Genomic DNA, 20624 nt, shown 5'->3' on the forward strand with positions numbered 1-20624 from the left:
GCGCTTCCAGTCGATCTGTTTCTGCGTGATAAATCACCAACTCATCTTTGGCGACATCAACACCCACGATCGGCTTTGCGACAGAAACCGGCATTGCCATTGAAAATCCTCCGGGCTAAGGTTTGAACACTTGAAGGGTTCACCCAGAGGCGCAGGCTTGTTCCTATCGTCGGTCTAGGCCAGATGCATTCTTTATCGGCGCTTGGGTGAAAGGAGGAGGGGTGAAATCTCCCACGGTCTGTACTGCGGCTAACAGTCAGAATCGAGCTTTGTCCCTCCTCCCCCCTTCAAGTCCTACCATACAAGCGAGCTTGCTCGCGATAGCGGTGGGTCAGTGCCGGATATATGAGCTGACACTCTGCTATCGCGAGCAAGCTCGCTCCCACAGGGGATTGGCGTCGTTCATAAATCCAAGGCAATAAAAAACCCCGCTTGCTTTCGCAGGCGGGGTTTTTCGCTACAGGGGTAAGGCTGGCTTACATCATGCCGCCCATGCCACCCATGCCGCCCATGTCTGGCATGCCGCCGCCAGCTGGAGCGTCTTCCTTGATTTCAGCGATCATCGCCTCGGTGGTGATCATCAGGCTGGCAATCGACGAAGCCGCTTGCAGAGCCGAACGAGTCACTTTGGCCGGGTCCAGGATACCCATTTCGATCATGTCGCCGTATTCGCCGGTAGCAGCGTTGTAACCGTAGTTACCCGAACCCTGCTTGACCTTGTCGACCACAACGCTTGGCTCGTCGCCGGAGTTGGCAACGATCTGGCGCAGCGGTGCTTCTACAGCGCGACGCAGCAACTGGATGCCCACGTTCTGGTCATCGTTGTCGCCTTTGAGTTCGCTGATGGCTTGCAGGGCACGAACCAGTGCCACGCCGCCGCCAGGTACCACGCCTTCTTCGACGGCTGCGCGGGTAGCGTGCAGGGCGTCTTCAACGCGGGCTTTCTTCTCTTTCATTTCAACTTCGGAACCGGCGCCGACCTTGATCACTGCAACGCCGCCGGACAGCTTGGCCAGGCGCTCTTGCAGTTTTTCACGGTCGTAGTCGGACGAAGTCTCGGCCACTTGTGCGCGGATCTGGGTCACGCGAGCCTGGATGTCAGTCTCGACGCCGGCACCGTCGATCACGGTGGTGTTTTCCTTGGACAGGATTACGCGCTTGGCGTTACCCAGGTGCTCCAGGGTGGTGCTTTCCAGGCTCAGGCCGATCTCTTCGGAGATAACGGTACCGCCGGTCAGTACGGCGATGTCCTGCAGCATGGCCTTGCGACGGTCGCCGAAGCCTGGAGCCTTGACGGCTGCGACTTTAACGATACCGCGCATGTTGTTCACAACCAGAGTCGCCAGGGCTTCGCCTTCAACGTCTTCAGCCACGATCAGCAGTGGGCGGCCGGCTTTGGCAACGGCTTCCAGCACGGGCAGCATTTCGCGGATGTTGGAGATCTTCTTGTCCACCAGCAGGATCAGCGGGCTGTCCAGCTCGGCGGTCATGGTGTCTGGCTTGTTGACGAAGTATGGGGACAGGTAGCCACGGTCGAACTGCATGCCTTCTACAACCGACAGTTCGTTTTCCAGGCCCGAGCCTTCTTCAACGGTGATCACGCCTTCCTTGCCGACTTTTTCCATGGCTTCGGCAATGATGTCGCCGATGGAGCTGTCGGAGTTGGCGGAGATGGTGCCGACCTGGGCGATCGCCTTGGAGTCAGCGCAAGGCTTGGCCAGACCCTTCAGTTCCTTGACAATGGCGATGGTCGCCTTGTCGATGCCGCGCTTGAGGTCCATCGGGTTCATGCCGGCAGCGACGGCTTTCAGGCCTTCGTTGACGATCGACTGAGCCAGTACGGTCGCGGTGGTGGTACCGTCACCGGCGTCATCGTTGGCACGGGAGGCAACGTCTTTGACCAGCTGCGCGCCCATGTTTTCGAAGCGGTCTTTCAGCTCGATTTCCTTGGCTACGGAAACGCCGTCCTTGGTGATGGTCGGAGCGCCGAAGCTCTTCTCGATGATCACGTTACGGCCTTTCGGGCCCAGGGTCGCTTTTACTGCGTCAGCCAGGACGTTGACACCGGCGAGCATTTTCTTGCGGGCGGAATCGCCGAATTTAACTTCTTTAGCAGCCATGATCGATATTCCTTAAATACTTTGTAGTCGCGGAAAAATGAGCGGGGAAATCAGCCTTCGACAACAGCGAGAATTTCGCTCTCGCCGATAACCAGCAGATCTTCGCCATCAACTTTCACAGTGTTGCTACCGGAGTAAGGGCCGAACACAACCTTGTCACCCACTTTCACGGACAGCGCACGTACTTCACCGTTTTCCAGTGCCTTGCCTGGGCCTACAGCGAGGACTTCACCCTGGTTTGGCTTTTCAGCAGCCGAACCTGGCAGGACGATACCGCCAGCGGTTTTCTTTTCTTCTTCGCTGCGACGGACGACGACGCGGTCATGCAGAGGACGAAGCTTCATTGTCGATCTCTCCTAATTGTGGTTTTCATCGGCCGGTGTAGTCCCGGCGGGTTTAACGAATCCGGCTGTGCCGGGTGCGGTTCGTCAAGCGAACCGCGGAAGTCTGTCCGGTGTTGCCACCGGAAACCTTGCGGTGACCCATACATAAGGGCGCACAAGGCGATTACAAGGGCAGGGTATGAAATTTTTTACTTCTCGGAGCCAGAAACGAACACGGCACCCGAAGGTGCCGTGTCGCGGTTTTTTACTTGGGGTCGCGATGTTCGAATTCGCCCTCGATCACGTTGGGCTCACGGCCCAGGGGTTCTCGCGGAGCCGGCCCGCCACGGGGCTGCAGGTCATCGGCAAAGGCCCGCTGGCGCATCGCCTGCTCTTCGGCGCGCTGGCGCATTTTATTGGCCAGCAGCCGACGGGTGAACGGCAACAGCATGACCAGGCCCAGCACGTCACTGATAAAGCCTGGCAGGATCAACAGGCCGCCGCCCAGGGCCAGCATCAGGCCTTCGAGCATGGTCTGGGCAGGCAGCTCGCCACGGTTCAGGCTTTCACGGGCACGCAATGCCGTGGCGAGGCCGGCGATGCGCAGCACGAACACGCCGAGCATCGAGCCGAGAATGACCAGCAACAGCGCCGGGAAAAACCCGATCGCACCGCTGACCTTGACGAATACGAACAGCTCCAACACCGGAAACAGCAGAAAGAGCAACAAAAAAGGGCGCATCAAATGGTTCCTCAACGCAAGAATGCCTTGCTATGAAACCCTAAATGACGTCGCCCTTTCGTGAATTCAAGCGTCGGCCTCGGCATTTTTTGGCCATTGCTCGGCGTGAGCCAAGTAAACCAAGGCTTCGCGCACTTGTGTCGGGGTGTTGCAAGGTGTCGCAAACGCCAGCCAGTGCAGGCCCTGGCCAATGCGCAGGTGCATGCCTTCGCTGTCGATGCCCACCAGTTGCGCCGGCTCGCTTTTCGGCAGGCCGGCCAGCTCCACGTAATGGGCGATGGCTTTGGCGTGATCGGCGTTCATGTGCTCGATCATGCTGGCTTCGGCTTTGCCGGCGAAGGGGTTGGCCAGGGTGAGTCGGTCGACCCAGTGAATGGCGCCAAAGCCGCCGATGTAGCGATGGCGCACCGGCTCGAGCACCCAGAAATCGAAATCATGGGCCTTGTGGTAGTTCTGCGAGTCAGGGAAATAGCGGTAATAACGCTCGGCGGCCGCTTCGATGGCGGCGCTGTCTTCGAGCTTCCGGGCTTCGGCCAGATAGGTCAGGCGCCCCACGGCCTGCACATCCTCGGCACCGCGCTCGCCCACCAGCATCGAACACTTGGGGTCTTTTTGCAGATTGTGAGTGTGCTGGGCAATGCGGCTGATCAGGATCAGCGGCCAGCCCTGTGCGTCCAGGCAATACGGGACGACGGAGCCGAACGGAAAGCCGGGCATGGATTTGGAATGAGTGGAGAGCATTCCACGGTACTCCTTGAGCAGCAGTTCCCGGGCATGCTTGGCAGCTTCAACGCTCAATTTATGACTCCTTCTATAAAATCCGTCTAGAAAACGGTCAGGCGACTGGAGTAATGTTCCGATACACCTAGGGGACAGTTCTCGTGTGCAGTCGGGCTAACCGTCGCAAATCGAGAGGCCACCCAACAGCTCCCCCCAAACCGCTGCGCCACCTGGACATGAGAATGCAACTCACTGACAAAGTAATCATTATCACTGGCGGTTGCCAGGGCCTGGGTCGTTCCATGGCCGAGTATTTCGCCGGTAAAGGCGCAAAGCTGGCGCTGGTGGACCTCAACCAGGAAAAACTCGACCAGGCGGTGGCCGCCTGCGCAGCCAAGGGCGTCGAGGCCCGTGCCTACCTGTGCAATGTCGCCAATGAAGATCAGGTCATCGACATGGTTGCCCGGGTGGCCGAGGACTTCGGCGCGATCCACGGCTTGATCAACAACGCCGGGATCCTGCGCGACGGCCTGCTGCTCAAGGTCAAGGACGGCGAAATGACCAAGATGAGCCTGGCCCAGTGGCAGGCCGTGATCGACGTCAATCTCACCGGCGTGTTCCTGTGCACCCGTGAAGTGGCGGCGAAAATGGTCGAGCTGAAGAACAGCGGCGCCATCATCAATATCTCGTCGATTTCCCGCGCCGGCAATGTCGGCCAGACCAACTATTCGGCCGCCAAGGCCGGTGTGGCCGCCGCCACCGTGACCTGGGCGAAGGAACTGGCGCGCTACGGCATCCGTGTCGCCGGCATCGCACCGGGCTTCATCGAAACCGAGATGACCCTGGGCATGAAACCCGAAGCCCTGGAGAAAATGACCTCGGGGATTCCGCTCAAGCGCATGGGCAAGCCCGAGGAGATCGCCCATTCGGCGGCGTATATCTTCGAAAATGACTACTACACCGGTCGGATTCTGGAGATGGATGGCGGGTTGCGGATCTAAGGTCACCGCTCCCACAGTGGATAGGGTTTCACTCTATCAATCGTCGCTGACGGTGATGTTCGGCATCGCCGGTGAAGCGGCCTCCTGCAACACGATCCGCGCGCCCACGTGGCGGGCCAGTTCCTGATAGACCATGGCGATCTGGCTGTCCGGTTCGGCGATGACCGTCGGCTTGCCCCCGTCGGCCTGTTCGCGGATCACCATCGACAGCGGCAGCGAAGCCAGCAATTCGACGCCGTACTGGGTCGCCAGTTTTTCCCCGCCCCCTTCGCCGAACAGGTGCTCGGCATGTCCGCAGTTGGAGCAGATGTGCACGGCCATGTTCTCTACCACGCCCAGCACAGGGATGTTCACCTTGCGGAACATCTCCACGCCCTTGCGCGCGTCCAGCAGGGCCAGGTCCTGGGGGGTAGTGACGATCACCGCACCGGCCACCGGGACTTTCTGCGCCAGGGTCAGCTGGATATCGCCGGTGCCCGGCGGCATGTCGATCACCAGGTAATCCAGGTCGCCCCACGCGGTTTGCGTGACCAGTTGCAGCAAGGCCCCGGAAACCATCGGCCCGCGCCAGACCATCGGCGTGTTGTCGTCGGTCAGGAAGGCCATGGACATGACTTCCACCCCATGGGATTGCAGCGGCACGAACCACTTCTGGTCCTTGATCTGGGGCCGGGTGCCCTCGGCGATCCCGAACATGATGCCCTGGCTCGGACCGTAGATGTCCGCGTCGAGAATCCCGACCTTCGCCCCTTCACGGGCCAGGGCCAGGGCCAGGTTGGCGGCGGTGGTGGACTTGCCCACCCCGCCCTTGCCCGAGGCCACGGCGATCACGTTCTTGACGTTGGCCAGCCCCGGCACCTGCGCCTGGGCCTTATGCGCGGCGATCACGCTGGTGATCTGGACCGTCGCGGCTGTCACGCCGTCCAGGCCTTCGATCGCCATTTGCAGCATCTGTGCCCAGCCGCTCTTGAACAGGTCGGCGGCGTAGCCGATTTCCAGCTGGACACTGACGCGATCGCCCTGGATGTCGATGGCGCGCACGCATCCGGCGCTGACCGGGTCCTGGTTCAGGTAGGGGTCGGTGTACTGGCGAAGGACGGTTTCCACCGCTGCGCGGTTGACGGCGCTCATGGGCAACTCCGATAGCAAGACTTGAAAAACAGGCCGCTATCCTACGCCGAGCGCTCCCGCGTGGCGACCCGATTACAGCAGGGCGAACACCTTTGTGGCGAGGGGATTTATCCCCGCTGGACTGCGCAGCAGTCCCAAAACATTCGAACCTGATCAGCCTGACTCACCGAGGTGCCAGGTTTTGGGGTTGCTTCGCAACCCAGCGGGGATAAATCCCCTCGCCACAGATTGTGCCTGGCTCAGGCCCCCCACCGATGCATGCGGAAACAGGCCGGTGGGGTGAAATATATTTCCCGGCGCTTTATAGTGGCCGACCTCCGTTTCATCAAGTAGCCGAGCCCCATGTCCGAGCCACGCAAGATTCTCGTCACCAGCGCCCTGCCCTATGCCAATGGTTCGATTCACCTCGGCCATATGCTGGAATACATCCAGACCGATATGTGGACGCGCTTCCAGAAACATCGCGGCAACCAGTGCATCTATGTCTGCGCCGACGACGCCCACGGTTCGGCCATCATGCTGCGCGCGGAAAAGGAAGGCATCACCCCGGAACAACTGATCGCCAACGTCCAGGCCGAACACAGCGCCGACTTTGCCGAGTTCCTGGTGGACTTCGACAACTTCCACTCCACTCACGCCGAAGAAAACCGTGAGCTGTCGAGCCAGATCTACCTGAAGCTGCGTGACGCCGGGCACATCGCCACCCGTTCGGTCACCCAGTATTTCGACCCGGAAAAGAACATGTTCCTGGCCGACCGCTTCATCAAGGGCACCTGCCCGAAATGCGGCACCGAAGACCAGTACGGCGACAACTGCGAAAAATGCGGCGCCACCTACGCACCGACCGACCTGAAGGACCCGAAATCGGCGATTTCCGGCGCCACCCCGGTGCTCAGGGACTCCCAGCATTTCTTCTTCAAGCTCCCGGACTTCCAGGAGATGCTGCAAACCTGGACCCGCAGCGGCACGTTGCACGACGCGGTGGCCAACAAGCTCGCCGAATGGCTCGACGCCGGCCTGCAGGAGTGGGACATTTCCCGCGACGCGCCGTACTTCGGCTTCGAAATCCCCGGCGAGCCCGGCAAGTATTTCTACGTGTGGCTGGATGCGCCCATCGGCTACATGGCGAGTTTCAAGAACCTTTGCGACCGCACACCTGGGCTGGACTTCGACACGTTCTGGGGCAAGAACTCCACGGCCGAGGTGTATCACTTCATCGGCAAGGACATCGTCAACTTCCACGCGCTGTTCTGGCCCGCCATGCTCGAAGGCGCCGGTTTCCGCAAGCCGACCGGCATCAACGTCCACGGCTACCTGACCGTCAATGGCCAGAAGATGTCCAAGTCCCGCGGCACCTTCATCAAGGCCCGGACCTACCTGGACCACCTGTCGCCGGAATACCTGCGCTACTACTACGCGGCCAAGCTCGGCCGCGGCGTCGACGACCTGGACCTGAACCTCGAAGACTTCGTGCAGAAGGTCAACTCCGACCTGGTGGGCAAGGTCGTCAACATTGCCAGCCGTTGCGCCGGGTTCATCCACAAGGGCAACGCCGGGGTCCTGGTCGCCGGTAACGCCGCGCCGGAACTGACCGACGCCTTCCTGGCGGCGGCGCCCAGCATCGCCGATGCCTACGAGAGCCGCGACTTTGCCCGCGCCATGCGCGAAATCATGGCCCTGGCCGACCGCGCCAATGCCTGGATCGCCGACAAGGCCCCGTGGTCGCTGGCCAAGCAGGAAGGCAAGCAGGACGAAGTCCAGGCCATCTGCGCCTTGGGCATCAACCTGTTCCGCCAGTTGGTGATCTTCCTCAAGCCGGTGCTGCCGTTGCTGGCCGCTGATGCCGAAGCGTTCCTGAACGTCGCACCGCTGACCTGGAACGACCACCAGACACTGCTGAGCAACCATCAACTGAATGCGTTCAAGCCGTTGATGACCCGTATCGATGCCACCAAGGTCCAAGCCATGATCGACGCCTCCAAGGAAGACCTGGCCGCCAGCCAGACCGACACCGGCGGCCCGACCGGCAACGGTGAATTGACCAAGGACCCGTTGTCGCCGGAAATCGACTTCGACGCTTTCGCCGCCATTGACCTGCGCGTGGCACTGATCGTCAAGGCCGAGGCCGTCGAAGGGGCCGACAAGCTGCTGCGCCTGACCCTGGACATCGGCGATGAGCAACGTAACGTGTTCTCCGGCATCAAGAGTGCCTACCCGGACCCGGCCAAGCTCGAAGGCCGGTTGACGATGATGATCGCCAACCTCAAGCCGCGCAAAATGCGCTTCGGCATCTCCGAAGGCATGGTGATGGCGGCGGGCCCCGGCGGCGAGGAAATCTACCTGTTGAGCCCTGACAGCGGCGCCAAGCCGGGCCAGCGGATCAAGTAACGCGACCGCGTGCTGCATCGATCCCACAGTCGCCTTGCAGGTGGCTGTGGGATTTTCATATCTGGCCCGCATTTCCGGCGTGCCGGATAATGCCTAATCTTGTAACAGGCCCTTTGTCGCCCCCACGCCCATGACCGAAATCGTCCTCACGCTGTTCAGCGCTGCCCTGATCAACAACCTGGTGTTGCATTGGCCGCTGGGCGTCGATCCGCTGCTGGCGGCCAACGGCAGAAGGCAGGTGCACGCCCTGGGCCTGGCAACGGCGTGCCTGATGCTGATCGTCGGCACCCTGGGTTATCTGGTCGACCATGGGGTGCTCGTGCCAACCAACCTGACATTCCTGCGCCTGTTGGTCTGGCTGTCCTTGAGCATCTTGCTGATCGGCCCCTTGCTGCGCTTGCTGACACGCTGGCTGCCAGCAATGCCGTTCGATGGATTGTGGCCGCTGCTGCTCGGCAATGCCGGCATCCTGGGCGTCACGCTGCTCAACGGTCAGGAAGATCGAGGCCTGGGCCACGCCATGGCGCTGAGCCTGGGTGCCGGGCTGGGCTTCTGGCTGGTGCTGAGCCTGTTCGACGACCTGCGCCAGCGCACCTTCAATCACGCTATTGCCTTGCCCTTTCGGGGCCTGCCGATTCAGTTGATCAGCGCCGGGCTGATGGCGGTGGCCTTTCTCGGATTACGCGGGCTGGTCAAAACATGAGCCTGATTCAACGTATCGACGCCCTGTTGCCGCAGACCCAATGTGGCAAGTGCGGCCACCCCGGGTGCAAGCCCTACGCCGAAGGCATCGCCCAGGGCGAGCCGATCAATAAATGCCCGCCGGGCGGGCGCGAAACCATCGCGGCCCTGGCCGAGCTGATGAAAATACCGGTGCTGGAACTGGACAGCAGTCGCGGCGTGGCTCCGGCGCAAATCGCCTTTATCCGCGAAGCCGAATGCATCGGTTGCACCAAGTGCATCCAGGCCTGTCCGGTGGACGCGATTGTCGGCGCGGCCAAGCTGATGCACACCGTCCTCATCGACGAATGCACCGGCTGCGACCTGTGCGTGGCGCCCTGCCCGGTCGACTGCATCGAAATGCGGCCCCTGCCGACGGCAAGCGTGTTGCCGATTGTCGGCGGCCTGGCCTTCAGCGCCGCCGAGCAACAGGCGCGAACAGCCAAGCGCAACCACGCCCGGCGCCGCTTCGAACAACGCAATGCGCGCCTGCGCCGCGAAGAAGAACAGCGTCAGGCGGAGCGCTTGGCCCGTACCCAGCGCGCGGCCCAGACCAAGGAACAGCCGCTCGATCCCGTACAAGCCGCACTGGAACGCGTGCGCGCGCAAAAAGCCGCCACCGCCGATGCCGCCTTGAAAAAAGCCAAGGTTGACCTGGCCATGAGCCGGGCGCAGTTGAACAAATCCTTGAAAGCGTTCGGCCATCCGCCCACCTTCGAGCAGCAGTCGCAACTGATCCTGCTGCAACGCCAGTTCGAAGCGGCCGAGCAAGCCCTGAGCCAACTGGAAAACGCCGCACCCGCGATCACTCCAGCCCCGGCTCCGGCACAAAGCGCCGAACTGAAGCGGGCCAAGATCCAACTGGCGATGCGCCGCGCCGAACTCAGCAAAGCCCGTACGGCAGCGGCATCGGATGAACAACTGCAGGCGTTGGAGCAAGCGGTGAAGGATGCCGAACGCCAGGTGGACGTCCATGCCGCTTCCTGAGCCCGTGGACGAACGGCTGCGGCCAGCGATGACGCGGGTGTTGCTGGCGACACTGCCCGGCGTGCTGGCGTTGCTGTGGTTCCAGGGCTGGGGCGTGGCACTCAACCTGCTGTTGTCCGGCCTCACCGCGCTGGCGGTCGAAGCGTGGGTGCTGCGTTTGCGCCGCCGGCCGCTCAAACCCGAGCTGAACGATGGCAGCGCACTGGTCAGTGCCACGCTGTTGGCCCTGGCCTTGCCGGCGTATTGCCCCTGGTGGCTGACCGTCACCGCGGCCGCCTGCGCCTTGCTGTTCGGCAAGCACCTGTGGGGCGGCGTCGGCAGCAACCCGTTCAACCCGGCGATGCTCGGGTATGCCCTGGTGCTGGTGGCGTTTCCCGCCTATATGAGTCCCGCGTCCCACGGTTTGGGCCTGTTTGAAGGCTTGCAACAGGTGTTCGGCACTCATCCGGCGCCCGACGCCTGGGCCGGGGCCACCGCGCTGGACAGCCTGCGGACCAACACAAGCCTGACCATCGATGAACTGTTCGCCAGCGATCCGGCGTTCGGGCGTTTCGGTGGCCACGGTGCCGAATGGGTCAATCTGGCCTTCCTGGCGGGCGGTCTGTTTCTGTTGCAACAACGGGTGTTCAGCTGGCATGCGCCGGTGGGCCTGCTGGCGAGCCTGTTTATCGTCAGCCTGCTGTGCTGGAACGGGTCGGGCTCCGATTCCCATGGCTCACCGCTGTTTCATCTGTTCAGCGGCGCGACCATGCTCGGCGCGTTTTTTATCGCGACCGAACCGGTCTCGGGCGCCAAGACTCCTCTCGCCCGCCTGCTGTTCGGGGCGGGCATGGGGCTGCTGGTCTACCTGATCCGCACCTGGGGCGGCTACCCGGATGGCGTTGCGTTCGCGGTGTTGCTGATGAACCTCGGCGTGCCGGCACTGGACCGGTTTGCCGAGACGCGACAACGGCGGCCACTGCCATGAAGAATCCTGGCGGCGTGGCAATCCTGATCCTGTTGATCGGCCTCGGTAGCAGTGCCACGTACCTCACGCACCTCGGCACCGCTGGGCGCATCGAGGCCCAGCGGCAAGCGTTGGCGAACAGGACCTTGCTTGAGGTGCTGCCCACTGACCTCTACGACAATCAGCCATTGGCGCACCCCGTTTTCACCGCCTCGGTGACCTTGGCCCATAGCACGCTGCTGGGCGGTTATCTGGCGACCCGCAATGGCCAGCCCAGCGCCGTGCTGCTGCGTAGCCAGGCGCCGGGCTATGAGGGCAGCATCGAATTGCTGGTCGCCATCGATCCACAGGGCCGGCTGCTGGGCGTCAAGACGCTGCGCCAAGCCGAAACACCCGGGTTGGGCGCGGCGATTGCCGGCTGGCCGAACGCCTGGATGCAGGCCTTCACCGGCAAATCACGCCAGGCGCCTGATGACAGCGGCTGGGCCCTGAAGAAGGACCAGGGACAGTTCGATCAACTGGCCGGTGCAACGGTGACGTCCCGGGCGGTGCTCCAAGCGGTTCACGACGCGTTGCGTTACTTCGACGAGCACAAGGCTCGGTTGGGAGTGCCTGCCAATGAATAAGCCATGGGGCCTGACACACGGCCTGCTGCTCGTCCCGCTGGTTGGCGCTAGCGATTCGCTGATGGCCGCACTGGTGCTATGGCTGGCCTGGGCCTTGATGTTCTTCTGCCAGGGCTTGGCGATGGGGTGTGTCCGACAATACCTGACCTCCGCGCAACAACTGCTCGCCGCCATCGTGCTGGCCGCTACCTTGACCACCTGCATAGGTTTTGTCGTCCAGGCCTGGGCATTGGAACTGTATCGACCGCTGAGCCTTTACCTGGGCTGGAGCGCCTTGAGCTGCGTGGCGCTGGAGCATGTGGGTTTCTTCGTCGAGTCTCGCTTGCCTGGACGCCTCAGGCTGGCTGGGGTGTTCGGTCTCTTGATGGTCAGCCTGGGCACCCTGCGTGGGCTGATCGGCAGCGGCCTCCCCCTGGCCTTGCTCGCCCCGGGCGGGTTCATTCTGCTAGGGCTGCTGTTGGCGGCCCGACAGGCCTGGACGGCAGCCAAATCCCCTTCAACCACCGAGGAAACGCCGCGCCCATGAACGCCGCAAAACGCCTGGAAATATTCCGTCGCTTTCACGAGGACAACCCGGAACCGAAAACCGAACTGGCCTATTCCTCGCCGTTCGAATTGCTGATCGCGGTCATCCTGTCGGCCCAGTCCACCGACGTCGGCGTCAACAAGGCCACGGCTAAATTGTTCCCGGTCGCCAACACCCCGGAGGCGATCTACGCCCTGGGCGTCGAAGGGTTGTCCGAGTACATCAAGACCATCGGCCTGTTCAACAGCAAGGCCAAAAACGTGATCGAAACCTGCCGCCTGCTGATCGAGCGCCACGGCAGCGAAGTCCCGCAGACCCGTGAAGCGCTGGAAGCCCTTCCAGGCGTCGGCCGCAAAACCGCCAACGTCGTGCTCAATACCGCGTTTCGGCAGTTGACCATGGCGGTCGACACCCACATTTTCCGCGTCAGCAACCGTACCGGGCTGGCCCCCGGCAAAAACGTGGTGGAGGTGGAGAAGAAGCTGATGAAGTTTGTGCCCAAGGAATACCTGCTGGACTCCCATCATTGGCTCATCCTCCATGGACGCTACGTCTGCCTGGCGCGCAAGCCCCGCTGCGGCAGCTGCCGAATCGAAGACTTATGCGAATACAAGCACAAGACCTCGGACGATTGAGGCGCTATTGCTTTTATCGATCTATCGATTGAAAAAATCTTTTTTACCAGCCCGTGGTTTATCGATATAAGGAGCGCCAATGGCAGTCTTAGCCTGGAGTCGAACCCATGAGTGCTGGCAAAGAACAACTGGATGTAGAAGACGAATTCATCGCCGTTGAGGCCGACGACGGTGAACCTGCGGTCGTGCCGGAAGTAGCGAAAACCAACCTGAGCAAGCGCCGCACCATCGATAACCTGCTGGAAGAGCGTCGTTTACAGAAGCAACTGGCCGATTACGACTTTGACCTCTGACACGTAAAAGCCTCCCCGACGGAGGCTTTTTACTGAGTACGCGTGAAGCAGCCTCACACCAACCCATTGCGCTGCGCCAGCTCGATCAGGTCGACCAGCGAACGGGCATTGAGCTTCAATAACAGACGGGTCTTGTAAGTACTGACGGTCTTGTTGCTCAAGAACATTCCATCGGCGATTTCCTTGTTGGTCTTGCCGCGCGCCAGTTGCTGCAAGACCATCATCTCCCGCCCCGACAACCGATCGACCATATCGGACTCACTGGCATTACCCAGGCTCGATCGCACCGTGTGCAATGCCTGGTTGGGAAAGTAACTGTAGCCGGACAGCACTGCCTTGATTGCACTTAATAATTCGGTAAGGTCCTGTTGCTTGCAGACATACCCGGCCGCCCCTGTCTGCATGCAGCGCATTGAAAAATGCCCAGGCGCCTGGGAAGTCAGTACCAATACCTTCATTGACGAAGGTATGGCCGTCAAACGGGCAATGACCTCCAACCCGTCCAGTTTCGGAATACCGATATCGAGAATGACGATATCGGGCATAAGTTCACGAGCAAGTTGTAACGCATCGACGCCGTTGTCGGTTTCGGCAACGACCTCATAACCATGACGCTCCATCAGCAAACGTACAGCAAGACGAATGACGGGATGATCATCCACGATCAGCACTTTATTCATGGGCAAATCCAACTTCGCTGTTCGAATTTTTAGAGCACGCACAATAGCCTAGTCATTTCTACCTTGGCATGCCGCCCCCCCCAGACCGCGCGCACCGAGAGACAGATCCTACAAGCTATACAGAAAACTCCTACAAATCCCGCCGGGAAAAATGTGTCCTCAATTTTTTACAGAGAAGGACCGACCGCCCTTGAGCATCCGGTACCCCTATGAATAATGCGCTCTTTCACCGCCATGCCTGCCTGCGGACCGGTCATCGGAAGGCACTTCACTCATAAAGAGTAACTGAATTATTTACTGTTAAAACTGGCGCGCCTCACTTCAGCAGCGGAATTTCCTATATAAGAGACGTTCAGGCAGCCGATATAAAACATCGACGGCCCTGATTGTTTTAGCGACACCTTATTAGTCACCGATATTATTTTTTCCAACCCACTCACGAGCATGAATATTCCATGAGCATTAACCATGAACAAACCTTTGAAGACCATCACCAACCCCATGACCCTTATCGCCATATTCGCAACTTTATCCGAAACGTCCGCGGCTGTTTCCCTGCCTTTTCTGGATGATCAGGACCGTGAGTATTATCTCTGGTTCCTGATCAGCTTTCCCTTTTATTTATTGCTGCTTTTTTTCATCACCCTCAACTTCAATTATCGTTCCTTGTATTCGCCTTCGGATTTTCGCAAGAGCAAACACTTCATAAAGACCATGGATGACGCGACCTGTCGGCGCAAACGAATGCTGCGCCGGACGGGCAAGGACCAGCGGCGACGGATAAGCCTTCATCGCCCCAGGCATGAACCGCCGGACACCCTTTGCATCCTATGCCGCCAATCCCGCCGCCTGATCGAGACTTGCCGACCGGAGCATTTGAAACACGCCGGCATCGTTGTGTACGTCATTTACCACCACGCAGACCTTGCGACACGCGGGCAGGATGAATGAGCGATCAGGAGACAGCGCTGCAGCAAACAGGCTGCGCGCGCAAAACAGAGGGCAAAAAAAACGGCCTGCTCAAGGCAGGCCGTTTTTTTATCGCCAGGGTCAGAACAACTTGCGACCCTTGTTCGCCGCGATGCGCATGCGCAGGGCGTTGAGCTTGATGAAGCCGGCCGCGTCGGCCTGGTTGTAGGCACCGCCGTCTTCTTCGAAGGTCGCGATGTTGGCGTCGAACAGCGACTCGTCGGACTTACGCCCGGTGACGATCACGTTGCCCTTGTACAGTTTCAGGCGTACCACGCCATTCACGTGAGCCTGGGAGGCGTCGATCATCTGCTGCAGCATCAGACGCTCAGGGCTCCACCAGTAGCCGGTGTAGATCAGGCTGGCGTACTTGGGCATCAGCTCGTCCTTGAGGTGAGCCACTTCGCGGTCCAGGGTGATCGATTCGATCGCCCGGTGAGCGCGCAGCATGATGGTGCCGCCCGGGGTTTCGTAGCAGCCGCGGGACTTCATGCCGACATAGCGGTTCTCGACGATGTCCAGACGACCGATGCCATGTTCGCCGCCGATGCGGTTCAGGGTCGCCAGCACGGTGGCCGGGCTCATTTCCACGCCGTCCAGGGCGACGATATCGCCATTGCGATAGGTCAGCTCCAGGTATTGCGGGGTATCCGGGGCCTTCTCGGGGGAGACGGTCCAGCGCCACATGTCTTCTTCGTGCTCGGTCCAGGTGTCTTCCAGCACGCCGCCTTCATAGGAGATGTGCAGCAGGTTGGCATCCATCGAGTACGGGGATTTCTTCTTGCCGTGACGCTCGATTGGAATCGCGTGCTTCTCGGCGTAGTCCATCAGTTTTTCACGGGACAGCAAGTCCCATTCACGCCACGGGGCAATGACTTTCACGCCTGGCTTGAGGGCATAGGCGCCCAGCTCGAAACGCACCTGGTCGTTGCCTTTGCCGGTAGCGCCGTGGGAAATGGCATCGGCGCCGGTTTCGTTGGCGATTTCGATCAGGCGCTTGGCAATCAACGGACGGGCGATGGACGTGCCCAGCAGGTACTCGCCTTCGTAAACGGTGTTGGCGCGGAACATCGGGAACACGAAGTCGCGGACGAACTCTTCGCGCAGGTCATCGATGTAGATCTCTTTGACGCCCATGGCCTGGGCCTTGGCGCGTGCAGGCTCGACTTCTTCGCCCTGCCCCAGGTCAGCGGTGAAGGTCACCACTTCGCAGTTATAAGTGTCCTGCAGCCACTTCAGGATCACCGAAGTGTCCAGGCCGCCGGAATACGCCAGAACGACCTTGTTTACGTCCGCCATGCCATCACTCCACGGGTTGTACGGAAAGCCGTGAAGTCTAACGTCCAGCGCGGATAATTTACAGGGGCGCGACAGCTTATGACGACGAAGCGACAGATTATGTCGAACGCGCGACGGTCAAAATCGAATCAGGAGGTCCGCGCGGTCGTCCCGGCGGGCGTGGGTGTCGGGGTCTTGGCCGGCGCCGCGGTGGGCGCCGGCACCTTGGCAGGGGCCGCAGCGGGTGCAGGCTGCGCGGCGGGGGCCTGGGGTGCCGGTGCTTCGCTAGCCGCCACGCGCTCGAGGCGCACGGCCACCCGACGGTTCTTGGCCCGGTTGGCGGCGTTGGTGTTGGGCACCAGGGGATAACGCTCGCCGTGGAAGCGCAGGGTAATCTGCGACTCCTGGAAACCATTGGCCTTGAAGAAGTCCTGGACCGCCAGGGCCCGGCGGCGCGACAGCTCGCGGTTGGTCAGGCGATTGCCGCTGTTGTCGGAATGACCGTCAAGCTCGATATGATTGACGCTCGGGTCGGCCTTGATGAAGTCGAGCATCACCTGCAACTGGGCCTTGGCCCGGGCATCGAGTTCGACTTCTTCGCCGGGGAAGCCGATCTGGGTCTGCTTCACCTGCTCGAAATTCTTCGGCAACAATTTGGCCACACAGCTCTGATAATCGCTGAAGGCTTTGTTGAAACGCACCGGCAACAACCGGACTTCCGACACTCGACCGTCCTCGGTGTTGCGCCGTACCACGGGGCTGCGACCGTCCATCAGCCCACTGATCAAGCGTCCGGCCTGGACCTGGGAGCTGTTGAACAATACATCGCCACTGCCAATGCTGACCGAGCCCAGGTTGATATCGCCGCGCCCCGGTTGCCACGGTGCGGCAGCCGCCAGCAAGGTGGCCGAACCGCCGCCCAGCATCGGGTTATAGCTCTTGAGGCGGAACGTGGCCTGCTCGCCCGCCCGGCGCACGAATTCGCCAGTGCCGAAATCGGTGATCGGCTGGCTCAGCCGGCACTCGAACTTGTCGCCTTCGACCGTCCACTCGATGCTCTCCAGACGGGTCTGGAAAGTGAGCGCCATGGCGGGAAGGCTGGCAAACACACTGAGCAAGGCTAGATAACGCTGGCGCACGGGAGGCTCCACTGACTTTTATACAAAGATCGACGCATGCTTGGGGCATGACGCCTGTCCGGGGCACTGCACGGATTCGTGGCACACCTGTAGGAGCTATCGGTAAGTTGTGGCAGAACTTGATAGCGGGTGCCTGAATCGGTCTTTTCCGGTAGCATTCCCCAGAGTTTGACCCGCCTGGAAGCCCCCCAATGTCCGACCGCCTGACCCTGCTGCGTCCCGACGACTGGCATATTCATCTTCGCGATGGTGCTGTGTTGACCCATACCGTCGCCGATGTCGCGCGCACCTTCGGGCGCGCAATCATCATGCCTAACCTGGTTCCGCCCGTGCGCAACGCCGCCGAGGCCGATGGCTATCGCCAGCGTATCCTCGCCGCCCGCCCGGCTGGCAGCCGCTTCGAACCGCTGATGGTGCTTTACCTCACCGACCGCACCCAGCCCGAAGAGATTCGCGACGCCAAGGCCAGCGGTTTTGTCCATGCCGCCAAGCTGTATCCCGCCGGCGCGACAACCAACTCCGATTCCGGTGTCACCAGCATCGACAAGATCTTCCCGGCGCTGGAGGCCATGGCCGAAGTCGGCATGCCGTTGTTGATCCATGGTGAGGTTACCCGGGGCGACGTCGATGTGTTCGACCGCGAGAAGATCTTCATCGACGAGCACATGCGCCGCGTCGTGGAGCGTTTCCCGACCCTCAAGGTGGTGTTCGAACACATCACCACCGGCGAGGCCGTGCAGTTCGTCAACGAGGCCCCGGCCAACGTCGGCGCGACCATTACCGCCCACCACCTGCTGTACAACCGCAACCACATGCTGGTAGGCGGGATCCGGCCGCACTTCTACTGCCTGCCGATCCTCAAGCGCAATACCCACCAGGAAGCCTTGCTGGACGCCGCCACCAGCGGCAGCGCCAAGTTTTTCCTCGGCACCGACTCGGCGCCCCACGCCCGTCACGCCAAGGAAGCGGCCTGCGGTTGCGCCGGCTGCTACACCGCCTATGCCGCCATCGAGATGTACGCCGAGGCGTTCGAACAGCGCAATGCGCTGGAAAAACTCGAAGGCTTCGCCAGCCTGCATGGCCCGCGCTTCTATGGCCTGCCGGTGAACACCGACCGTATTACCCTGGTCCGTGACGAATGGACCGCCCCCGTCAGCCTGCCCTTTGGCGAGCAGACCGTCATCCCGCTGCGCGCCGGTGAAAAACTGCGCTGGCGCCTGCTGGAGGAAAACGCGTGAGTGAAGATCATTTCGACGACGAACTGGACGGCAACGGTGGTTCGGGCGGCGCCCGTCACCCCATGGCCGCGCGGTTCCGTGGTTATCTGCCGGTCGTCGTCGATGTAGAAACCGGTGGTTTCAATTCCGCCACCGACGCCTTGCTGGAAATCGCCGCGACCACCATCGGCATGGACGAAAAAGGCTTCGTGTTCCCTGACCACACCTATTTCTTCCGGGTCGAACCGTTCGAAGGCGCCAACGTCGAAGCGGCGGCGTTGGAGTTCACCGGGATCAAGCTCGATCACCCGTTGCGCATGGCGGTCAGCGAAGAAACGGCCCTGACCGACATCTTCCGTGGTGTGCGCAAGGCGCTCAAGGCCAACGGTTGCAAGCGCGCGATCCTGGTCGGGCACAACAGCAGCTTCGACCTGGGCTTCCTCAACGCCGCCGTCGCGCGCCTGGACATGAAGCGCAACCCGTTCCACCCGTTCTCCAGCTTCGACACCGCGACCCTGGCAGGCTTGGCGTATGGCCAGACCGTCCTGGCCAAGGCGTGCCAGGCCGCCGACATCGATTTCGATGGCCGTGAGGCGCACTCGGCCCGCTACGACACGGAGAAGACCGCCGAGCTGTTCTGCGGCATCGTCAACCGGTGGAAAGAGATGGGCGGCTGGCAGGATTTCGACGACTAAAGAGCAGAGCCATTGTGGCGGTGCCACTCGGTGGGAGCAAAGCTTGCTCGCGACACAGGCGACTCGTTTTTTGGAAGACCGCATCGCGGGCAAGCCTTGCTCCCACAGATAAATCCCCTCGCCACAGGACTCTATTCTGCTTTGGAACACCCATAAAAAACCGGCCCATCGAAGGCCGGTTTTTTTATGCCTGGATGCGCTTACAGCTTGTCGCCGTGCTCGCTCAGGTAAGCGGCAACGCCTTCAGGCGATGCGGTCATGCCCTTGTCGCCTTTTTTCCAGTTGGCCGGGCAGACTTCACCGTGCTCTTCGTGGAATTGCAGGGCGTCGACCAGACGGATCAGCTCTTCCATGTTACGGCCCAGCGGCAGGTCGTTGATGATCTGCGAACGGACAACGCCCTTGTCGTCGATCAGGAAGGCGCCACGGAAAGCCACGCCGCCTTCGGACTCAACGTCGTAGGCCTTGGCGATTTCATGCTTCATGTCGGCAGCCATGGTGTATTTCACCGGGCCGATACCGCCATTGTTGATCGGGGTGTCGCGCCAGGCTTTGTGAGTGAAGTGCGAGTCGATCGAAACAGCGATCACTTCAACGTTGCGCGCCTTGAAGTCATCCAAGCGGTGATCCAGTGCGATCAGCTCGGACGGGCAGACGAAGGTGAAGTCCAGCGGATAGAAGAACACCAGGCCGTATTTGCCTTTGATGGCCGAGGACAGGGTGAAGCTGTCGACGATTTCGCCGTTGCCAAGCACGGCTGGCACGGTGAAGTCAGGGGCTTGTTTGCCTACGAGTACGCTCATTGGATATCTCCTGATGTAATTAGCGTGAAAACAGAGTCCGGGCCAGCCTGCCACCCTCAGGCGACAGCCCTGTGACACGAACCCGCTTGCAAGGGCCGACCATCATACACCGCGCATTTGGACTGTCTTCAAGGGTTTTTCGGTGGTATCGAAAAATCGCCGCCCCGCTGCGTGCCGCCTTCGTTGCCAAGGGAAAAACCGTTCGTCAGCCTGGCATCGCTCTGGCGCAAGTCCTTGATAAACCACTTTGACAATCATTCTCGTTAACATTAAGATCCGTCTCAATTGAGTCACAACCAGCGACGGTTCTCACTTATGTATGTATGCCTCTGCACTGGCGTCACCGACGGACAAATCCGCGAAGCGATCTATGAAGGTTGCTGCAGCTATCGCGAAGTCCGCCAGGCCACCGGCGTAGCCAGCCAATGCGGCAAATGTGCCTGCCTGGCCAAGGAAGTGGTGCGTGAAACCCTCGCCAAGGTGCAAACGGCACAGGCCTCGATCCCCTACCCGGTAGAATTTACTGCCGCGTAAAGACAGCTTTTCAAGGAACCGGACTCGATGTCCGGTTTTTTTATGCCTGTAAATCAAATGCTTAGCGTCCAGACGCGGAACACAAACATTCTTATTCCGATTAATTTTCATTTATTATTCAACAACTTAGGTTTGACACTGATAAATGCGC

General features: G+C 60.7%; 21 protein-coding genes and 2 pseudogenes. 13 read left to right on the forward strand and 10 right to left on the reverse strand.

The genetic code is table 11. The features are described 5' to 3' along the window. From BLO80_RS30225 to BLO80_RS10790, 5 genes and pseudogenes are all read right to left on the reverse strand, one after another. Window positions 1–100: pseudogene (locus tag BLO80_RS30225) on the reverse strand (IS110 family transposase); the annotation flags it as partial. A gap of 376 nt (window positions 101–476) precedes the next feature. Continuing rightward, window positions 477–2120, reverse strand: a complete 1644-nt coding sequence (gene groL, locus BLO80_RS10775; protein ID WP_092252066.1) for a chaperonin GroEL — start codon at window positions 2118–2120, stop codon at window positions 477–479. A 50-nt stretch (window positions 2121–2170) separates the two neighbouring features. Continuing rightward, the gene (locus BLO80_RS10780; protein ID WP_024619193.1) at window positions 2171–2464 is read right to left on the reverse strand and encodes a co-chaperone GroES; all 294 of its coding nucleotides are present in this window, start codon (window positions 2462–2464) and stop codon (window positions 2171–2173) included. Between the two features lie 244 nt (window positions 2465–2708). After that, window positions 2709–3185: an FxsA family protein gene (locus tag BLO80_RS10785; protein WP_060740954.1), complete on the reverse strand. Its 477-nt coding sequence runs from the start codon at window positions 3183–3185 to the stop codon at window positions 2709–2711. A gap of 66 nt (window positions 3186–3251) precedes the next feature. Then, window positions 3252–3983: a HugZ family pyridoxamine 5'-phosphate oxidase gene (locus BLO80_RS10790; RefSeq protein WP_092332130.1), complete on the reverse strand. Its 732-nt coding sequence runs from the start codon at window positions 3981–3983 to the stop codon at window positions 3252–3254. A 164-nt stretch (window positions 3984–4147) separates the two neighbouring features. Here BLO80_RS10790 and BLO80_RS10795 point away from each other — a divergent pair, with 164 nt between their 5' ends. Then, entirely contained in the window at window positions 4148–4906 is a 759-nt protein-coding gene (locus BLO80_RS10795) for an SDR family oxidoreductase (protein ID WP_092201573.1), read from the forward strand. A gap of 36 nt (window positions 4907–4942) precedes the next feature. Here BLO80_RS10795 and apbC read toward each other — a convergent pair whose 3' ends face one another. Continuing rightward, window positions 4943–6037 carry an iron-sulfur cluster carrier protein ApbC gene (apbC, locus tag BLO80_RS10800; protein WP_092332128.1) on the reverse strand — a complete coding sequence of 365 codons (1095 nt, stop codon included), beginning with the start codon at window positions 6035–6037 and terminating at the stop codon, window positions 4943–4945. Between the two features lie 342 nt (window positions 6038–6379). On the opposite strand from apbC, the gene metG reads away from it, so the two are divergent. The 8 genes from metG to BLO80_RS10840 all read left to right on the forward strand — a co-directional run bounded on the left by metG (window position 6380) and on the right by BLO80_RS10840 (window position 13158). Beyond that, a complete protein-coding gene (metG, locus tag BLO80_RS10805; RefSeq protein ID WP_092332125.1) occupies window positions 6380–8425 on the forward strand; it encodes a methionine--tRNA ligase in 2046 nt (681 codons plus the stop codon). A 130-nt stretch (window positions 8426–8555) separates the two neighbouring features. Continuing rightward, the gene (locus BLO80_RS10810) at window positions 8556–9128 is read left to right on the forward strand and encodes an Rnf-Nqr domain containing protein (protein WP_092332122.1); all 573 of its coding nucleotides are present in this window, start codon (window positions 8556–8558) and stop codon (window positions 9126–9128) included. Next, complete coding sequence (gene rsxB / locus BLO80_RS10815) at window positions 9125–10132, forward strand: electron transport complex subunit RsxB (RefSeq protein WP_092332120.1); 1008 nt, start codon at window positions 9125–9127, stop codon at window positions 10130–10132. Before BLO80_RS10810 ends, rsxB begins: the two co-directional genes overlap by 4 nt. After that, entirely contained in the window at window positions 10119–11099 is a 981-nt protein-coding gene (locus tag BLO80_RS10820; protein WP_092332117.1) for an RnfABCDGE type electron transport complex subunit D, read from the forward strand. Before rsxB ends, BLO80_RS10820 begins: the two co-directional genes overlap by 14 nt. Then, the gene (locus tag BLO80_RS10825; RefSeq protein ID WP_092332115.1) at window positions 11096–11704 is read left to right on the forward strand and encodes an RnfABCDGE type electron transport complex subunit G; all 609 of its coding nucleotides are present in this window, start codon (window positions 11096–11098) and stop codon (window positions 11702–11704) included. Before BLO80_RS10820 ends, BLO80_RS10825 begins: the two co-directional genes overlap by 4 nt. Then, entirely contained in the window at window positions 11697–12230 is a 534-nt protein-coding gene (locus BLO80_RS10830) for an Rnf-Nqr domain containing protein (protein ID WP_092332112.1), read from the forward strand. Before BLO80_RS10825 ends, BLO80_RS10830 begins: the two co-directional genes overlap by 8 nt. Further along, window positions 12227–12865: an endonuclease III gene (nth, locus tag BLO80_RS10835; protein WP_092332110.1), complete on the forward strand. Its 639-nt coding sequence runs from the start codon at window positions 12227–12229 to the stop codon at window positions 12863–12865. Before BLO80_RS10830 ends, nth begins: the two co-directional genes overlap by 4 nt. 107 nt (window positions 12866–12972) lie before the next feature. Then, on the forward strand, window positions 12973–13158 hold the full coding sequence (locus BLO80_RS10840) for a PA3496 family putative envelope integrity protein (RefSeq protein ID WP_072408699.1): 186 nt from the start codon (window positions 12973–12975) through the stop codon (window positions 13156–13158). Window positions 13159–13211: 53 nt separating this feature from the next. Here BLO80_RS10840 and BLO80_RS10845 read toward each other — a convergent pair whose 3' ends face one another. Continuing rightward, the gene (locus BLO80_RS10845) at window positions 13212–13838 is read right to left on the reverse strand and encodes a response regulator transcription factor (RefSeq protein WP_053124532.1); all 627 of its coding nucleotides are present in this window, start codon (window positions 13836–13838) and stop codon (window positions 13212–13214) included. Window positions 13839–14306: 468 nt separating this feature from the next. Here BLO80_RS10845 and BLO80_RS29910 point away from each other — a divergent pair. After that, window positions 14307–14564 (forward strand): annotated as a pseudogene (locus BLO80_RS29910) (hypothetical protein); the annotation flags it as partial. 324 nt (window positions 14565–14888) lie between these two features. On the opposite strand, the gene BLO80_RS10855 reads toward BLO80_RS29910, so the two are convergent. Both BLO80_RS10855 and BLO80_RS10860 read right to left on the reverse strand, forming a co-directional pair. Then, window positions 14889–16106 carry an argininosuccinate synthase gene (locus BLO80_RS10855; RefSeq protein WP_003204943.1) on the reverse strand — a complete coding sequence of 406 codons (1218 nt, stop codon included), beginning with the start codon at window positions 16104–16106 and terminating at the stop codon, window positions 14889–14891. Between the two features lie 128 nt (window positions 16107–16234). Next, window positions 16235–17224, reverse strand: a complete 990-nt coding sequence (locus BLO80_RS10860; protein ID WP_092201555.1) for a flagellar protein MotY — start codon at window positions 17222–17224, stop codon at window positions 16235–16237. Window positions 17225–17415: 191 nt separating this feature from the next. Between BLO80_RS10860 and pyrC the strand changes: the two genes are divergently transcribed. Further along, window positions 17416–18462 carry a dihydroorotase gene (gene pyrC, locus BLO80_RS10865; protein WP_092332105.1) on the forward strand — a complete coding sequence of 349 codons (1047 nt, stop codon included), beginning with the start codon at window positions 17416–17418 and terminating at the stop codon, window positions 18460–18462. After that, window positions 18459–19136 carry a ribonuclease T gene (rnt, locus tag BLO80_RS10870; protein WP_003204947.1) on the forward strand — a complete coding sequence of 226 codons (678 nt, stop codon included), beginning with the start codon at window positions 18459–18461 and terminating at the stop codon, window positions 19134–19136. The genes pyrC and rnt overlap by 4 nt, the downstream gene beginning before the upstream one ends. A 200-nt stretch (window positions 19137–19336) precedes the next feature. Here the strand turns inward: rnt and BLO80_RS10880 are convergent, their stop codons facing one another. Further along, the gene (locus BLO80_RS10880) at window positions 19337–19939 is read right to left on the reverse strand and encodes a peroxiredoxin (RefSeq protein ID WP_092332102.1); all 603 of its coding nucleotides are present in this window, start codon (window positions 19937–19939) and stop codon (window positions 19337–19339) included. 315 nt (window positions 19940–20254) lie between these two features. Here BLO80_RS10880 and BLO80_RS10885 point away from each other — a divergent pair, with 315 nt between their 5' ends. Next, a complete protein-coding gene (locus tag BLO80_RS10885; RefSeq protein WP_003178704.1) occupies window positions 20255–20473 on the forward strand; it encodes a bacterioferritin-associated ferredoxin in 219 nt (72 codons plus the stop codon). Window positions 20474–20624: the final 151 nt, after the last annotated feature.

Source organism: Pseudomonas sp. NFACC56-3, from assembly GCF_900100025.1.
GTDB classification, from domain to species: Bacteria; Pseudomonadota; Gammaproteobacteria; order Pseudomonadales; family Pseudomonadaceae; genus Aquipseudomonas; species Aquipseudomonas fluorescens_AA.

Coding starts and splice junctions, on each gene's coding strand:
- groL (WP_092252066.1), bottom strand. CDS start 2,120: ATGGCTGCTAAAGAAGTTAAATTCGGCGATTCCGCCCGCAAGAAAATG.
- BLO80_RS10780 (WP_024619193.1), bottom strand. CDS start 2,464: ATGAAGCTTCGTCCTCTGCATGACCGCGTCGTCGTCCGTCGCAGCGAA.
- BLO80_RS10785 (WP_060740954.1), bottom strand. CDS start 3,185: ATGCGCCCTTTTTTGTTGCTCTTTCTGCTGTTTCCGGTGTTGGAGCTG.
- BLO80_RS10795 (WP_092201573.1), top strand. CDS start 4,148: ATGCAACTCACTGACAAAGTAATCATTATCACTGGCGGTTGCCAGGGC.
- apbC (WP_092332128.1), bottom strand. CDS start 6,037: ATGAGCGCCGTCAACCGCGCAGCGGTGGAAACCGTCCTTCGCCAGTAC.
- metG (WP_092332125.1), top strand. CDS start 6,380: ATGTCCGAGCCACGCAAGATTCTCGTCACCAGCGCCCTGCCCTATGCC.
- BLO80_RS10810 (WP_092332122.1), top strand. CDS start 8,556: ATGACCGAAATCGTCCTCACGCTGTTCAGCGCTGCCCTGATCAACAAC.
- rsxB (WP_092332120.1), top strand. CDS start 9,125: ATGAGCCTGATTCAACGTATCGACGCCCTGTTGCCGCAGACCCAATGT.
- BLO80_RS10820 (WP_092332117.1), top strand. CDS start 10,119: ATGCCGCTTCCTGAGCCCGTGGACGAACGGCTGCGGCCAGCGATGACG.
- BLO80_RS10825 (WP_092332115.1), top strand. CDS start 11,096: ATGAAGAATCCTGGCGGCGTGGCAATCCTGATCCTGTTGATCGGCCTC.
- BLO80_RS10830 (WP_092332112.1), top strand. CDS start 11,697: ATGAATAAGCCATGGGGCCTGACACACGGCCTGCTGCTCGTCCCGCTG.
- nth (WP_092332110.1), top strand. CDS start 12,227: ATGAACGCCGCAAAACGCCTGGAAATATTCCGTCGCTTTCACGAGGAC.
- BLO80_RS10840 (WP_072408699.1), top strand. CDS start 12,973: ATGAGTGCTGGCAAAGAACAACTGGATGTAGAAGACGAATTCATCGCC.
- BLO80_RS10845 (WP_053124532.1), bottom strand. CDS start 13,838: ATGAATAAAGTGCTGATCGTGGATGATCATCCCGTCATTCGTCTTGCT.
- BLO80_RS10855 (WP_003204943.1), bottom strand. CDS start 16,106: ATGGCGGACGTAAACAAGGTCGTTCTGGCGTATTCCGGCGGCCTGGAC.
- pyrC (WP_092332105.1), top strand. CDS start 17,416: ATGTCCGACCGCCTGACCCTGCTGCGTCCCGACGACTGGCATATTCAT.
- BLO80_RS10880 (WP_092332102.1), bottom strand. CDS start 19,939: ATGAGCGTACTCGTAGGCAAACAAGCCCCTGACTTCACCGTGCCAGCC.
- BLO80_RS10885 (WP_003178704.1), top strand. CDS start 20,255: ATGTATGTATGCCTCTGCACTGGCGTCACCGACGGACAAATCCGCGAA.